We start from the raw sequence: 14686 nt of genomic DNA on the forward strand, positions 1-14686 counted from the left end.
TGTGTTTATTAATAATACGATACGTAACGTATTATAATTATTGTTGGGAAATTTATCAAGAGGGAAAGTGGCGTGGTAGTTGGACTGGAAGGCGAACCCATCAAAAAACCAGCCTCATGCCTTGACGGCAGGGCTGGTTTCGGGTTCATACACTAGCGAATCGCGGTTTCCAATGCGACTTCGATCATGTCGTTGAACGTTGTTTGGCGCTCTTCGGAGGTCGTCAGCTCGCCTGTAACCAGATGGTCGCTGACGGTGAGGATCGTCAAGCCTTGAATGCCGTATTTGGCAGCGAGCGTGTACAGCGCAGCCGCTTCCATCTCTACGGCCATGACGCCGTAGCGGCCAAGCTTGAAAGTCATTTCTTGATCTTCGGAATAGAACACATCCGACGAGAAAATGTTGCCGACGCGGATGTTCATGTTTTTGGATGTCCCGATTTCGTAAGCGGTGCGGATCAGCTCGAAATCGCCGATCGGTGCGAACGTGTAGCCGGGGAATGTCCGGTCGTTAAAGGAAGAATCGGTGCAGACCGCTTGGGCGATCAGCACGTCGCGAATTTTTACGCTTTCCTGGATCGCACCGCATGTGCCGACGCGAATCAGCTTTTTCGCACCGTAATCTTTAATCAATTCGGTTGCATAGATGGAAAAGGACGGAATCCCCATGCCTGATCCTTGCACAGAAATGCGGTGCCCTTTGTACGTTCCGGTAAAACCGAGCATGCCGCGCACGTTGTTGTAGCATTGCGCGTTTTCAAGAAAAGTTTCTGCAATGTACTTGGCGCGCAAAGGGTCTCCCGGCATCAAGACGATCTCGGCAATTTCTCCTTGCTTGGCTTCGATATGAACACTCATGTGTAACTCCTCCAATAAGTAGATTTGGTGGCAGAAGCATCCTAAAATCGTTGCACATTGCGACGAACTTTATGCATGACTTCAACGTTAGAAGTATTCGGGTTGGGGGGAGGGAAGTCCTGCTTTTGGGGCTTTGCTTTGGGTTTTGGTGGAGGCGAGGGGATTTTCGCAAGAAAGTTCCACAAAAGCGTTGCAATGCCTGCTGGGGGGCGGGGTGAACGGCGCGGCCAAAAAATCGGAAACTGCGCCCCAAAGCCACACGCTGCGCGGCGGGTGTATCTCGGGGAAGCGGATGTGGCGCAAAGGCGTTTCCAATTTTTTGCCCGCGCCTGGTTGGCATTGCAAAAGCTGTTGTTCCACTTTCTTGCGAAAATCCCTGGCTGCTCTGGAAGCCCCGTCAGCTGGACGTCTTGGGGGATAAAAAGACAAAAAGGCAAAAAGGCAAAAACAAATAACAAAAACCGCTAAGGGAAAAACTCCCTTGCGGCTTTTGCATAATTACCCCCGATGGCGTGCGGGCATGACGTCCGCCGGGATCGGGCATTGGTACGTGTCGTCGCCCAGGCGGTCTTTGAGTTCTTGTTTGGCTTTTGCCAAAAGCTCGGGGTTTTTCATCACTCGCAGGGCGGTGCCGGCGAGGACTTTGCCTGCCTGGAGCATGCCTTTGTGCGCGATGGAGGTTGCGCCGATGGTGACGACTTGCCAGGTGTGCGCCGGGGTGCCGAGTACCCAGCATGCGCCGACGAATTGGGCGGTCGGGGCGAGCCAGCTGACGTCGCCGACATCGGTGGAGCCGCCGATCGGGCGGTTTGAAAGGGCTGGCGAGTACGGCATGATGATCTCGGACAGCGGTTTTTCTTTCAGCGCGGCGGCGAGTTCTTTCGGGAACCTGGACAGTTCGTCGGCGATGTCTGCCGCAGCCAGTGTCGCTTGCAGCTCTTTGGCGAATGCCAGCTCGTCTTCCGTGAATGTCGGCACGCCGATTTCGCTGAGCACGCCGTGCAGCGTCGATTCAAGCGTATTGTTCGGCACCAGATTGGAGCAGGCTTTGTCAAAGACGATCTCCACTTCCGTTCCGGTCATGAGCGCGGCGCCTTTGGCGATGTTGCAGACCCGCTCGTAAATCTCGTGAACCTGCGGCGTTTTCGGAGCGCGGATCAGATAGAGCACCTCTGCGTACGCCTGCACCACGTTTGGCGAAAAGCCGCCGGAATTCGTGATCGCGTAATGAACGCGGGCATCCTGGATGATGTGCTCACGCAAGTAGTTGACGCCGATATTCATCAGCTCGACCGCATCGAGCGCGCTTCTGCCCAAATGCGGAGAAGCGGCCGCATGCGAGCTTTTGCCTTTGAATTTGAAATAGACTTGATAGTTGGCGAGCGAGCTTCCCGGCATGACGCCATTGACGGTCATCGGGTGCCAGCACAAGGCGAAATCGATGTCGTCAAAGCAGCCTTCGCGGGCCATGTATGTTTTGCCGGAGCCGCCTTCCTCGGCCGGACAGCCGTAGTAGCGGACCGTTCCTTCAAGCCCTTCCTGCTCCATCATGTCTTTGAGGGCGATGGCTGCTGCAAGCGAACCGGTTCCCAGCAAATTGTGCCCGCAGCCATGCCCGTTGCCGCCAGCCTCGATCGCTTGTTCGGTCGGGAGCCCTTTTTCCTGGCTCAGTCCGGAGAGAGCATCGTATTCTCCAAGGATCGCGACGACCGGGCTGCCGGAACCGTAGCTCGCCACGAAGGCGGTCGGCATGTTGGCGATCCCTTTTTCCACGGTGAAGCCTTCTTCTTCAAGCGCTTGGCAGAGCAGCGCAGCGGACTGGGTTTCCTCAAAGCGGGTTTCCGCGTAGCTCCAGATTTGGTCGCTGATACGAATCAGCTTTTCCTGTTTGTTTTCAATGAATTGAATGATCTTTTGCAAATCGTTCATGCGGCTTTCGTCCTTTCGTCAAGGTGTGATTGGTTCAGGCGGAGGAAAAAGCAGGTGATGATCGGGATGACCAGCGCCACGATCAGCAAAGTGAATGCTGCATCATACGAGCCGCCAAACAGCGTGATCATGTAGCCCATCAGCGTGGGCGCGATCGTTCCGGCCATCTGCCCGCCGAAATACATGATGCCGACTGTGGAGCCCATCGAATCCTGCGAAAAATATTTGAGCGGCATGGCGAGCACGACTGTTGTCAGGCCCACGCCCAGATTGGCGATGCACAGATAGGTAACGGCCATCGCGACAGAGCCTGCGTTCATCATCAGGAAAAGAGAAATGATGCCGATTAGCGAACCTGCAATAATGATGAAGCGCTCTTTGCCAGCGCCGATTTTGTCCATAAGCCAGGAGCTGCAGTTGATGGCCAGCAGGGAAAAGACGACGGGAATGATGGAGATCATGCCGGTTTTCACCAGTTCGATATGGCGGACATTGACCCAGTACGAAGGCATCCAGGAGCTGAGGCCCCAGTTGACCATGCTGATTCCGAAATAGATCAGCATCAGCTTCCACGCGAGCGGGTTTTTCAACACCTTTGCCATCGATACGTTCGGGCGGTCGCGCTGCACGCTTTGTCCGGCAGGGCGCAAATATTTCCACAAGAGGAGGGAGAAAACGAACCCGACTGCGCCAAACAAATAAAACATCACATTCCAGCCGACGCTTTTGATCATGAGGGCGGCCAAGAGGGAAGCGACGATGGCACCGATTGCAGTAGCCGAGGTCAGCACGCCTTTTGCCCGTGCGCGCTCTTCTTTCGGAAACGTTTCGGCCAAGGCGACAGAGCTGGCGGATGGAAAGCTGCCTTCGCCGAGCCCAAAGAGGAAGCGGATGACGAGCAGCGACGCGAATGACCAGGCGAAGCCGGTGAAGACGGTGAAGACGGACCAGACCAAAAGCGAGGTCAGGATGACTTTGCGCGAGCCATGCTTGTCGGTTAAATACCCGCCGATCAGCTGCATGATGGCGTACGCGAGGAAAAAGCTGCTGATGACCATGCCCGATTGGGTAGGCGTAAGCTGAAATTGTTTGGAGATCGTCACGATGGCAATGTTCATCGAGTTTTTGTCGAGATAGTTGACGATCCAGGTTAAGAACAGAAGAGTCAAGACAATGGTTTTCGACTTTTTGTTGTATGCGCTTTCAATCATGTAAGTAAAACCTCCTCGTCTTTGGTGAAGAACCGAAAGTAGCAGCTGTGCAGCGTCGTCGTCACCCTCCTTTTTTATTTTTGGACTTATTTGGGACATTTCTTAAAATGGATTATAAAACGAACGATTCGCCATTGCAAGAAATTTTCGCAACTTGGTTCGTCCGCATTTCGATGTATAATAAAAGCTAGATTCGAGCGTTTCAGAAAGGAAACCAGGAAAAATGATAAAGATTGGTGTCATTGCAGCCAATTATTCGATGCAGCGAATAAAAGAAGCAGAGCCGTTTCTGCAAGGACAGTGCGAGCTCGTTCCGATTCCCTACTACCAATTAAACGAGATCAAGGAGCTGTACGAGCGGCATCGCCCGTTTGTGCACGGGATTTTGTTCAGCGGACCGCTGGGCTATCTGATCGCCCAAAAAGAAGTAGAATTCGATACCCCGACGTATTTTTTGGACATGACGGAAGGGGATTTCTATAAACGGCTGTTTGCCATCAGCAATGCGAATAAAACGCTTGATTTTTCCCGCGTTTTCATCGATTTCATCAACGAGCAAAACAACTTTTTGGGATTGAAGGAAGCGCTGCCCGAGCACGAATTCCCGCACTACATGGAAATCGACTACACGTACGGGATCTATGACCGGATGTTCGAGAAGCATCTGTCGCTGTGGCAGCAGGGAAAAATCGACCTGTCGATCACCCGCTTGGGCAACGTCGTCGAACGGCTGAATGAAGCCGGGATTCCCAATGTACTGCTGCTGCCGTCGACAGAATCAATCGTGGAGCGGATCAATCAGATTGCAAACGAGCTGCGCATCACGAGCCTCTTGGAAAACCAATGGGCCATGGGCATCATCACGCTGGCTGAAACGGATGATTTCAAGGAGATTTTGCTGCACAAGGCGCTTTTGGAATTCAATCAGGCGCAAAAAACGCTGTCGGTCATCCAAAAGAAAAACGGACATTTTGAAGTGATTACGACGTTTGGCGAATTGAAGCAGATGACCGATCAGTTTACCCATTGCGCGATTCATGCGTATCTTGATCAGGTGCTGCCGTTTCCGGTCAATATCGGCTGGGGGGTCGGCTCCACGCTGTATCAGGCGAAAACATCTGCGCAAAATGCCAGCAAAGCCGCGATTGCCCACGAGCTCGACTGTTCCTATGTGATCACGGAAAACCAGGATGTGATCGGGCCGCTCGGGGATGAGACCTGCATCCATTTCACCAATACAGTCGAGCCGCACTATGAACGACTGAGTGAAACGTACGGCGTTTCTGTGCTGCAGATTCAAAAGATTCTCGCCGTCCTCGCCAAAATGAAAAGCAGCGAGCTGACGGGAGAAGATTTGGCGTACCATCTGGGGCTGACGCTGCGGCAGGCGAACCGCATCCTAAACAAGCTGGAAGAGACCGGAGCGGCCAAAGTGTCGTACAAGAAGCAGGAGAAGCTGAAAGGACGCCCGAAAAAGGTCTATCATATCGATTTCGGCACGTTCTAGTTTTACAGACAACGAAAAAAACCGACAGGCATCGGAATGATCGCCTGTCGGTTTTTTTGTGTTTCTTGTTACACGGTGCGCTCGCGCAGGATATACGCATCGTAGCCGATTCGATCGGGCGAATCCGCGATCAGCGTCCCTTTCTTGTAGCGGCGCAGCGTCCAGAGAATGATAAAGTCGCCGCAGCTGCCGATGATCATGAAGCTGCCCCACAAATACCAGAAGAGAGACTGCGCGAAATAGGCGAGCAAAAAGGGGATCAGTCCGAGCGCGATTGCGGGCAGCACCGCTGCAAACCGGTAATGCGCGACGGAAATGGGCTTCACGCAGCTGGCGAAAACGATCAGCTTGCTCCACACGACGCCGAAGCGGAGGTCCTTCCAGGCCGACTTTCCCCCGCACCAGAACCCGATCCCATGCAGCGCTTCATGCACGATGATGCCTGCGATCATGAGCAGGAAAAACAAGAGCACATCGGAAATGTCCACTGAAAACGAAATGGCGCGACCGCTTCCGTAGAAGAGCAGGGCCGCCAGAAAAAACACGACGGAAAACACCAGGCTAAACACGTTGGCCCGCAATGGCTTCAGCTCCACCGGCACTTTTTCGTATGACTGGTCCAGCATGAAATTCCTCCAATCTTTCCTCGATGTGGAAAACATTAGCATGGCGTCCCGAGGGTGTAAAGACTGATTTCTGCCGAAATGGGCCAATTCCCCCGCTCTCACATGGTCGATTCGCATATTTTGCCAAGCGTCGATCGTTGTCCGTTTCCTCTTTTTCCTCTGCTGCATTATCTGGCAATATCGCAAAAGGAAGTGAGGTGTTTGGGATGCGTCGGTTTCGCTTTAAAACAGATGTGGTTACGATCATCTTTCGCCGCAACAGGTATGGCTTCAGGATCATCACGTCGTTTCGGGTAATCGGCACGGCTTTTCCATGCCGTCGATTCCTGGTCGTTGGCGGTCGTGTACGTGCAGCGCAGCGCTGCTTGCTTAACCATGGCTTCCGTTTGATCTTGCACAAAAATAATGTGCTTGTTTTCAAACGCCGCCGGAAACACGGGTAAAAAGGGCTGGAAAGCGAAAAGAACCGCCGTGCTGGTCATCCGCATGGCGGTTCTTTTGTGCGACTTCTTCAGGCGTCATCCCGATGACAGGAATAAGGGAAGAACTGGAGAAATAGTTGGATGAAAGCGTTTTTACGAAGTTGACGGCACCATATCTTGCGAGAAACGGGGAGGAAGATGAACATGATTGCCAAGCTTTTTGCCAGATTGGAAGAGTTGTATCCGGAAGCCGTGCAGTTTCGCCGGGACTTGCATATGTATCCGGAGCTGTCCTTTCATGAGGTGAATACGCCGGAAAAAGTCGCGGATACGCTGCGCAGCCTGGGGCTGGACGTGCGCACGGGCGTCGGCGGCAGAGGTGTGGTCGGGCTGCTTACTGGCGGCAAATCGGGCAAAACCGTAGCCTTGCGCGCAGATTTTGATGCGCTGCCGATTCAGGACGAAAAAGACGTCCCCTACAAATCGCGGATTCCCGGCGTCATGCATGCGTGCGGACACGATATTCACACAGCAGCGCTGCTCAGCGTGGCAAAGGTTTTGAGCGAATTTCGCGACGAACTCCCCGGCAATGTGGTCTTTATCCACCAGTTTGCAGAGGAAGTGATCCCCGGCGGCGCCAAACCGATGATCGAAGACGGCTGCCTCGACGGGGTTGATGTCATTTTCGGTGCGCATGTGGCGTCCAGCATTCCGGTGGGGCAGATCGGCGTGGGCGAAGGGTACATGATGGCAGCGGGCGATTCGTTTGAAATCGAGCTGATCGGCAAAGGGGCGCACGGTGCTTATCCGCATCTGTCCGTCGATCCGCTTGTGCTCGGCAGTCAGCTTGTCGTCAATCTGCAGCAAATCGTCAGCAGACGTGTCGACCCGCTCAAGCCTGCGGTCATTACATGCGGAACCTTTACGAGCGGACAAGCCTACAACGTCATCCCTGAAACAGCCAAAATTACAGGAACCGTGCGGACTTTCCATGAAGATGTCCGCGATCTGATCGAGGAAGCGATCGGCCAGGTGGCGGCCGCCACATGCGAAGGGGCCGGTGCGACGGTACGCTACACGTATACGCGCGGCTATCCGGCGCTGTTCAACCATGAAAAAGAGACGAAGCGCGTCGAGGAGCTGGCCAAAGCGATGTACGGCGAGGAAAACGTGATGCAGCTGCCGCCGGCGATGGGGATGGAGGATTTCGCCTACTATGTGCAAAAAGTGCCGGGCACGTTCTTCAATGTGGGCGGGATGAACCCGGACATTCAAGCGACCTATCCGCACCACCATCCCAAATTCGATGTGGACGAGCGCTCCATGCGCGGCATTGGCCAGCTGTTCATCGCGGCCGTGCTGCACTATTTGACCGACGGCGAGGTCGTGCCTGCACGGGTCGGAACCGAGGCGGGCGTTTTTTAAGCAATCTCCCCAAAAATACGAAAAAAACCTGCTCCCACGCGGCGGCGCTGGGGCAGGTTTTTTATGTGCTCAGTCTTTTCGCACCGACTTGGAACGGGCGCCCACGTGGAACCCGACCAATGAGAAGACCGACAGCAAGGCGGTGACGACGACGGAGATGATGACGAAATCGGTATTCAACACGCCGCCGAACCAGTCGGCCGGGATGAAGCGAAACAGGATGAGCAGCATGAACACGTAATTGAGGCTGAGCGGCACGTGAATGATCCGGCCCAGCCAGCGCCGCAAGGAAAAGCCGTACAGCTTGCCGATCACGTAGCCGCAGACGAGCCAAAGCAGGCTGTACACCCCGAGAATCTGGTACTTGTGCTCTTGCGCCAACAGCCAAAACTGCTGCTTGGCCGGGGAAGACAAATACGCCTGCAAAATGACGATAGCCGAGCCGACCAGGAACAGCAGGACGTTCATCGCAAACAGCCGAACTGCGAGCTGAAGCCGTGTCACATTATGGGTGCCAGCATATTGATTGGCGATTTCGCGGGGAGAGCCGAGCTGCTTGAACGTTTCGAGCATCGCGTCGCGCTCGGAAAGCCCTTTTGCCTGCTTTCGTTTCACCGATTCGCCGATTTGGGAACGAAGCTCCTGCAGGACATGCTCCTTGTTGATTCCGTGGGGCAGCAGCTGCATCACGGTGTACAAATACGCTTCTTCCATGAGTCTTGTCTCCACATCGATTCACCTCCCGATTCGATCGGATTCTCCTGTTTTTCGCATGCGCGCGTTTTTGCGGTATCGATTGCTCCGATTCGTTATGTCCGGTTGGACGTATGGAGCTAGTATAGTTCTGTGGGCGCCGGTTTGTCCAGTGACGCTTTTCTCCTGTTGTCGCGCAAATTCTACATCGGCTGGTACCCTTCCTTGGCATAAACATCGGGGCGGCGATTTTTCAAGTAATCGAGCGCTCCTTTCGTTTGCTCGATTTCATTCAGATCGATGTCCTGCACCGACACTTCTTCGTTTTGGCTGCAGGCAAAGATAATGTTCCCGGTGGGGCCGATCCATTTGCTGTTGCCGGCAAACAGCTGGTTGTCTTCCAAACCGACCTTGTTGGCGACGACGACGAACAGATGGTTCTCCATGGCCCGCCCGCGCAAGTAAAGCGTATCGCGTTCGGCGTCGAGGATGGTGCCGGACGACAAAACAACGAGCAGCTGCGCACCGCGAATCGCCAAAATGCGGGCGGCCTCGGGAAACTCCATGTCGTGGTTGATCATGATGCCCATGCGGACTTCCGGCAGCTCGAATACAGGCAGCTCGCGCCCCGGCGAAAATCGGCTCTGCTCGTATTCAAACAGGTGGATCTTGCGGTATGACCCTGCGATGCGGCCGTCTTTGCCGATCAGGACGGCTGCATTGTACAGCTGCTCGCCGTCCGATTCGACCATCCCGATGATGACGCCGACGCTATAGTGCTTTGCATGTGCGCATATGTCGGACAGCAGGTCGGCCGAGGGCATCTGCTCGATGCCGCTCAAAAAGCACTCAGGAAAAACAAGATAATCTGCCTGCAGATTGCACGCGCGCTCGATCATTTCCATCATCCGTTTTTTGTTTTGCGTCACATCATCCTTGCTGCCTCTGATTTGGGCTATGGCTACACGCAGCGTCCCCATCTCGGTTTTCCCCTTTATTCTTCGGTTTCTTGGACAAGATTGTAGTCCTTCAGCTTTTTGACGATCGTGGATTGGTCGACCTCCAGCACCTTTGCCGCCTTGTAGGTGCTGCCCAGTTGGTTGTAGGCGCGGGTGACGAGTTCCCGCTCCAGCTGGCGTTTGGCCTGTTTGAGCGGCATGATGCCTTTGATTACCAGCTCAGGTGCATCTGGCGGCTGCGGGGCTGGCGACGTCGCGTCGGCAAACGTCACGTCCTCCGCCTGATCCGTAACGACGATCCGTTCGACCAGATTTTCCAGCTCGCGGATGTTTCCCGGCCACTGGTGCTGGGTAAAGCGCTGCACCGTCTCGTCAGAAAGCCGTTTTGCCTTTTTGTATTTCAAATTGAACTTGTTGAGGAAATAGCGGAGCAAAAGCGGGATGTCTTCCTTGCGCTCGCGCAGCGGCGGGATTTCCAGCGGGACGACGTTCAGGCGGTAAAACAAGTCCTCGCGAAAGCGGTTCTGCTTGATCATGGTCGGAAGGACCTTGTTGGTGGCGGCGATGACGCGGACGTCGACCTCCACTTTCTTGACGCCGCCGACTCGCCGGAACGTGTTTTCCTGCAGCACTTCCAGCAGCTTGGACTGGGCGTTGTACGGAAGCTCGGCGATTTCGTCGAGAAACAGCGTGCCGGTGTGGGCTGCTTCAAACAGCCCCGCTTGCCCGCCTTTTTTGCCGCCGGTGAACGAACCGGATTCATAGCCGAACAGCTCGGACTCGATCAGGTTTTCCGGCAGGGCGCCACAGTTGACCGTGAGAAACGGCTTGTCCTTGCGCAGGCTCATCTGATGGATCGCCTTGGCGATCGCGCTTTTGCCGACCCCGGATTCGCCGAGCAAGAGCACGGTCGAATCAACGTGTGTCACCTGCTCGATGATATAGAGAATTTGCTTCATTTTATCCGAATGCCACACCAGCTCATGCTGGGGGAGCGGAGGATGATGCTGGCCGCGCACCAGCAGCTCTTTGGAGGAACGGGTCAAATTCGTGAAGCCGAGCACGAATTCATATTCCTTTTCATTCACTTTCGTAATCGATAACAGCATTTTTTGCTGGTCATGTGTATACAGAATCTGTTGTTCCAAATCAAGCCGCGGCTCATCGGTGAACAGCTCGGACCAGCCCAGCTCCGTGATGGAAGCCTGCGAGCGAAAGATGCAAGGCCGTTTGGTCTGGAACACCCGATGAAAGTCGCCGATAGCCAGATTGATTTGATAAGTAGAGGATACAAAGAGTAGAAAGCAAACGGCCTCTCTGCTCATCCAATCGTTTTCAGTCAATGAAAAACGCCTCCTCGAAGGGGATGAAAAAATGCATCCCGATGAAAAATTTCATCATCACTGTGAGTACCTTCCATCCGTTTCCACCGAACCTGTATTCAAAGTCTACTGAACGCAATTCAACTCGATCAACGATGAAAAAATTCATTGGTTTTCGGCGGATGTGAAGCTAAAATACTACATTTTTCTTGAAAAATCAAAGTTTTTGGAATTGGCACAACGCTTGCAAGTATGAATGGCGAAATCACTTTCAGTGGAAAGGAGAAACCGATGCGATTATCCATTGCCCAGATCGAGACCAAATTGAATCAAAAGTTTTTCAATCTGGAAAAAATCACGCGCTATGTGCGTGAAGCCCGCAGGCAGCAGTCGGATCTGGTCGTATTTCCCGAACTGTGCCTCACCGGCTACTCGATCGGTCCCTGGCTTGCAGAAGCGGCGGAGAGTCTGGACGGCCCGTGCATGTGCTATATGAAAGCGCTGTGTCGGGAAGAGGGCATCCATGTGCTCTATTCGTTTCCCGAACGGGAGCAGGAGCGCTACTTTGTCACGACGGCCTTGATCAATGACCGTGGCGAGGTGCTTGGCATCTACCGCAAAACCCATCTGTTTGATGAGGAGCGGGTGTTTTTCAGCAGCGGGTCCGAGCTGCCGGTGTTTGAAACCAGGTTCGGCACGATCGGCATCATGAGCTGCTTCGATCTGGAGTTTCCCGAGGTGGCGCGCATCCTGCGGCTGAAAGGGGCCAGCATGATCCTGATCCCGACGTCCAACATGCAGCCGTACAAGGAATATCAGCTCATCTACACGCAGTGCCGGGCAATGGAAAACGAGATTCCCGTCGCCTTGTGCAATCGCATCGGATTCGAAGGCGAGATAGCGTTTATCGGGGAAAGCACCTTCGTGGACGGCTACGGTAAAACGCACGCTTTTCTTTGTGACAAAGAGGAGATCGTCACCTTTCCGGTCCTGCTGTTTCGCGGCACGGACCCCAAGATTCGCCGCATCCTGAACGGGGAAGCGGGCTTGTTCGAGCAGCTGTTGCATCAAACAAAACGGTCATCAAATCAAACTGCAGGAGGCTTGATGTGAAATGTTGGAACTGAACATGTATGTGAATGGTGAATGGCAGCAGGCGCAAAGCGGCAAAACCCGCGACGTCATCAATCCGGCGACAGGCGAGGTTATCGCAAAAGCGGCAGAAGGTGACGTAGAGGATGCCAGGCGCGCGATTGCGGCCGCGAAGGAAGCTTTTGAGAGCGGCGTATGGTCCGAGCTGCCAGGAGCGGAGCGCGCGCGCGTGCTGTTCAAGATCGCCGATCTGATCGAAGCCCGCCATGAAGAGCTGTCCCGCCTGGAAACGATGGACAACGGCAAAACGCTGCGCGAGTCCGGCTTCGATATCGCGGATGCGGCTGCCTGCTTCCGTTACTATGCTGGTGCGGTAACCAAGCCGCACGGCCAAACCTATGGCGTCGCTGATCCGATGCAGGCGATGGTGGTCCGCGAGCCTGTCGGCGTATGCGGCTTGATCACGCCGTGGAACTTCCCGATGCTGATGGTGGTGTGGAAAGTGGCTCCTGCTTTGGCTGCGGGCAATACGGTCGTCATCAAGCCATCGGAAATTACGCCGATCACCTGCACCAAGCTGGTGGAAATCATCGAGGAAGCAGGCGTGCCAAAAGGCGTCGTCAACCTGGTCATGGGACCTGGCGCGACAGTGGGCAACGAGCTGGCAGAAAGCCAGGACGTCGATCTGGTTTCCTTCACAGGCGGAACGACAACCGGCCGCAACATCATGCGTGCGGCTGCGGGCAACATCAAAAAAATCTCCCTGGAGCTGGGCGGCAAATCGCCGAACATCATTTTTGCCGATGCTGATTTCGAGGCAGCTGTCGATTATGCCCTGTTCGGCATCTATTGCGGCGCCGGCCAAGTCTGCTCGGCAGGCTCCCGCATCTTGGTGGAAGAGAGCATTTACGACCGATTTGTGGAAGCGTTTGCGGAGCGCGCACAAAAAATCCGCGTCGGCAACGGGCTTGATGCGCAATCCGAAATGGGCCCTGTGGTCAGCCAAGCCCACATGGAAAAAATCCTCGGCTACATCGAGATCGGCAAGCAAGAGGGCGCGCGTCTGCTGTTTGGCGGCAACCGCTTGACAGACGAAGCGCATGCGAACGGCTTCTTCGTTGAACCGACCGCTTTCGTCGATGTGAAGCAAGACATGCGCATCGTGCAGGAAGAGATCTTCGGTCCTGTGTGCGTGATCCAAAAATTCAGGGACGAAGCGCAAGCGATCGAGCTTGCAAACGGCACCGTCTACGGTCTGGCCGGCGGCGTGTTCACACAGGACGGCGCCAAAGCGATGCGCGTGATCAAAAAGCTGCGCGCCGGGATCACGTGGATCAACGCCTACCATCCAACCTACAACGAAGCGCCGTGGGGCGGCTACAAGCAAAGCGGAATCGGTCGCGGGCTGGGCACATACGGTCTGGACGAGTTCATGGAGATCAAACAGATCAACATCAACCTGCAAGTGGGCCCAGTAGGCTGGTTTGAAGGATAAGAGAGCGAGACAGACATCAGTTACCAGATAGAGAGAAAGCCGAGAAGGCGGAAATAGAGGCGGATCAGCGTAACCGATAAGGGAGCGTTCACATGAAAGCACAGCGCAAGTGGGGGATTGGCCTGCTTGGCTGGGAAGGTTATGCTGATCCGTCCTTCATCAAAGATTTTGAAGCGAAATACAACGTCGAAGTCAGCGCCACGTATGCCGGTTCCACCGATGAAATCATCGCGAAAACAAAAGGCGGCGGGGGCTCGGTTTACGATCGGATCATCGTGTCGAGCGATGTGGCGAAGGCGCTGAACCCAGCAACCTGCTCGACACGCCAGGCGAGCCTGGCGCGATCGCGCGGGAGGGAGTGCATGGGGATTGCTGCCTGCATAGCGTCGCGAGTAAAAAACAGTGCCCATTCGGTAGGAGAAGGGGGCACTGTTTTTTAGCGTGCGGTTGGGTACATACATTTGACGCTTGATCTGCTGCGGGTCGTACGGCCATTTCATGGGGTCGCGAAAGAAAAAAGGAACCGGTAGGCTCCTTTTGGTTACATACAGTGTACAAGATTGGGAAAAGAGACGTTAGGCGGGTGCCAATGTTGGTTCTGCTGTTGCAGCAGCTTCCGCCTCGCCTTATTGCGGGTTTCGAGCATTCCAGTCATCTCTCATCTTGATGGCCTTCTTGATTTCTTTGGGTGGCGTTTTTTTCGTCTCTTTTCTAAAGTGGTTTAAGAGAACAAACTTTCCACCTTTGACTTGGAAGAACATCACTCGATGATCATCCGGGCGGAGTTCCTATACCATATTCGGCATAAAACGTACAACTTGTTTCACCGGCTAATCCCAATCGAAAAGCACATTCTTGGAGAAAGCGCCCTTGTCGCCGCGGGATCAAGCTATCAGCCCAGCTACCATTCTGCAGCGTAGGTGAATCGTTGGGTGAAGATGTGCCGATTTTTCGGCACATTCGACCATCGAGTATTTTTTTCTGTGCTGACGATGCGTTGGTTATGGACGTTTGTTTTTGCTCGAAACGCGCGAATGGAGAGGAAGGTCGTATTTTCTCGCACAAAAGAGGGAGGACATGGGTGAAAAGAACCGGCAATCACGGCACTCTGGCTTTTCGTCATGAACAAAATCCCCTAGCTTGCCAGC

At 54.2% G+C, this 14686-nt stretch carries 14 protein-coding genes and 1 pseudogene; 5 read left to right on the forward strand and 10 right to left on the reverse strand.

The annotated features are described in order from the left end of the window. Positions 1 to 152: 152 nt before the first annotated feature. The 3 genes from deoD to ACTID9_RS05945 form a co-directional block, all read right to left on the reverse strand. On the reverse strand, positions 153 to 857 hold the full coding sequence (deoD, locus tag ACTID9_RS05935) for a purine-nucleoside phosphorylase (RefSeq protein WP_122918026.1): 705 nt from the start codon (positions 855 to 857) through the stop codon (positions 153 to 155). A gap of 498 nt (positions 858 to 1355) precedes the next feature. Then, positions 1356 to 2786: a M20 family metallopeptidase gene (locus ACTID9_RS05940; RefSeq protein ID WP_441070322.1), complete on the reverse strand. Its 1431-nt coding sequence runs from the start codon at positions 2784 to 2786 to the stop codon at positions 1356 to 1358. Then, the gene (locus tag ACTID9_RS05945) at positions 2783 to 3997 is read right to left on the reverse strand and encodes an MFS transporter (RefSeq protein ID WP_441070323.1); all 1215 of its coding nucleotides are present in this window, start codon (positions 3995 to 3997) and stop codon (positions 2783 to 2785) included. Before ACTID9_RS05945 ends, ACTID9_RS05940 begins: the two co-directional genes overlap by 4 nt. A 223-nt stretch (positions 3998 to 4220) precedes the next feature. Between ACTID9_RS05945 and ACTID9_RS05950 the strand changes: the two genes are divergently transcribed. Beyond that, positions 4221 to 5504 (forward strand): transcriptional regulator, encoded by a 1284-nt coding sequence (locus ACTID9_RS05950; RefSeq protein ID WP_441070324.1) that lies wholly within the window; start codon positions 4221 to 4223, stop codon positions 5502 to 5504. Positions 5505 to 5572: 68 nt separating this feature from the next. Here ACTID9_RS05950 and ACTID9_RS05955 read toward each other — a convergent pair whose 3' ends face one another. Together ACTID9_RS05955 and ACTID9_RS05960 are read right to left on the reverse strand one after the other, a co-directional pair. Then, positions 5573 to 6130, reverse strand: coding sequence for a DUF3267 domain-containing protein (locus ACTID9_RS05955; protein WP_441070325.1), 558 nt, complete (start codon positions 6128 to 6130; stop codon positions 5573 to 5575). 167 nt (positions 6131 to 6297) lie between these two features. Next, positions 6298 to 6618, reverse strand: a complete 321-nt coding sequence (locus ACTID9_RS05960) for a hypothetical protein (protein ID WP_441070326.1) — start codon at positions 6616 to 6618, stop codon at positions 6298 to 6300. A gap of 138 nt (positions 6619 to 6756) precedes the next feature. Between ACTID9_RS05960 and ACTID9_RS05965 the strand changes: the two genes are divergently transcribed. Continuing rightward, positions 6757 to 7977 carry a M20 metallopeptidase family protein gene (locus ACTID9_RS05965; protein WP_441070327.1) on the forward strand — a complete coding sequence of 407 codons (1221 nt, stop codon included), beginning with the start codon at positions 6757 to 6759 and terminating at the stop codon, positions 7975 to 7977. A gap of 69 nt (positions 7978 to 8046) precedes the next feature. On the opposite strand, the gene ACTID9_RS05970 is transcribed toward ACTID9_RS05965, so the two are convergent. From ACTID9_RS05970 to ACTID9_RS05980, 3 genes are all read right to left on the reverse strand, one after another. Continuing rightward, entirely contained in the window at positions 8047 to 8706 is a 660-nt protein-coding gene (locus tag ACTID9_RS05970; RefSeq protein WP_441070328.1) for a hypothetical protein, read from the reverse strand. A gap of 167 nt (positions 8707 to 8873) precedes the next feature. Next, the gene (locus ACTID9_RS05975; RefSeq protein ID WP_441070329.1) at positions 8874 to 9650 is read right to left on the reverse strand and encodes a carbon-nitrogen hydrolase family protein; all 777 of its coding nucleotides are present in this window, start codon (positions 9648 to 9650) and stop codon (positions 8874 to 8876) included. A gap of 14 nt (positions 9651 to 9664) precedes the next feature. Beyond that, entirely contained in the window at positions 9665 to 10972 is a 1308-nt protein-coding gene (locus ACTID9_RS05980) for a sigma-54 interaction domain-containing protein (RefSeq protein WP_441070330.1), read from the reverse strand. A gap of 270 nt (positions 10973 to 11242) precedes the next feature. On the opposite strand from ACTID9_RS05980, the gene ACTID9_RS05985 reads away from it, so the two are divergent. From ACTID9_RS05985 to ACTID9_RS05995, 3 genes are all read left to right on the forward strand, one after another. Further along, positions 11243 to 12064, forward strand: a complete 822-nt coding sequence (locus tag ACTID9_RS05985; protein ID WP_441070331.1) for a carbon-nitrogen hydrolase family protein — start codon at positions 11243 to 11245, stop codon at positions 12062 to 12064. Between the two features lies 1 nt (position 12065). Next, the gene (locus ACTID9_RS05990; protein ID WP_441070332.1) at positions 12066 to 13538 is read left to right on the forward strand and encodes an aldehyde dehydrogenase family protein; all 1473 of its coding nucleotides are present in this window, start codon (positions 12066 to 12068) and stop codon (positions 13536 to 13538) included. A gap of 92 nt (positions 13539 to 13630) precedes the next feature. Then, a complete protein-coding gene (locus tag ACTID9_RS05995) occupies positions 13631 to 13978 on the forward strand; it encodes a hypothetical protein (RefSeq protein ID WP_441070333.1) in 348 nt (115 codons plus the stop codon). A 186-nt stretch (positions 13979 to 14164) separates the two neighbouring features. On the opposite strand, the pseudogene ACTID9_RS06000 reads toward ACTID9_RS05995, so the two are convergent. Continuing rightward, positions 14165 to 14314: pseudogene (locus ACTID9_RS06000) on the reverse strand (type II toxin-antitoxin system RelE/ParE family toxin); the annotation flags it as partial. 125 nt (positions 14315 to 14439) lie between these two features. Continuing rightward, positions 14440 to 14661 carry a hypothetical protein gene (locus ACTID9_RS06005; protein WP_441070334.1) on the reverse strand — a complete coding sequence of 74 codons (222 nt, stop codon included), beginning with the start codon at positions 14659 to 14661 and terminating at the stop codon, positions 14440 to 14442. Between the last annotated feature and the right edge of the window lie 25 nt (positions 14662 to 14686).

This window comes from Brevibacillus fluminis (assembly GCF_052072235.1).
Lineage (GTDB): Bacteria > Bacillota > Bacilli > Brevibacillales > Brevibacillaceae > Brevibacillus_D > Brevibacillus_D fluminis_A.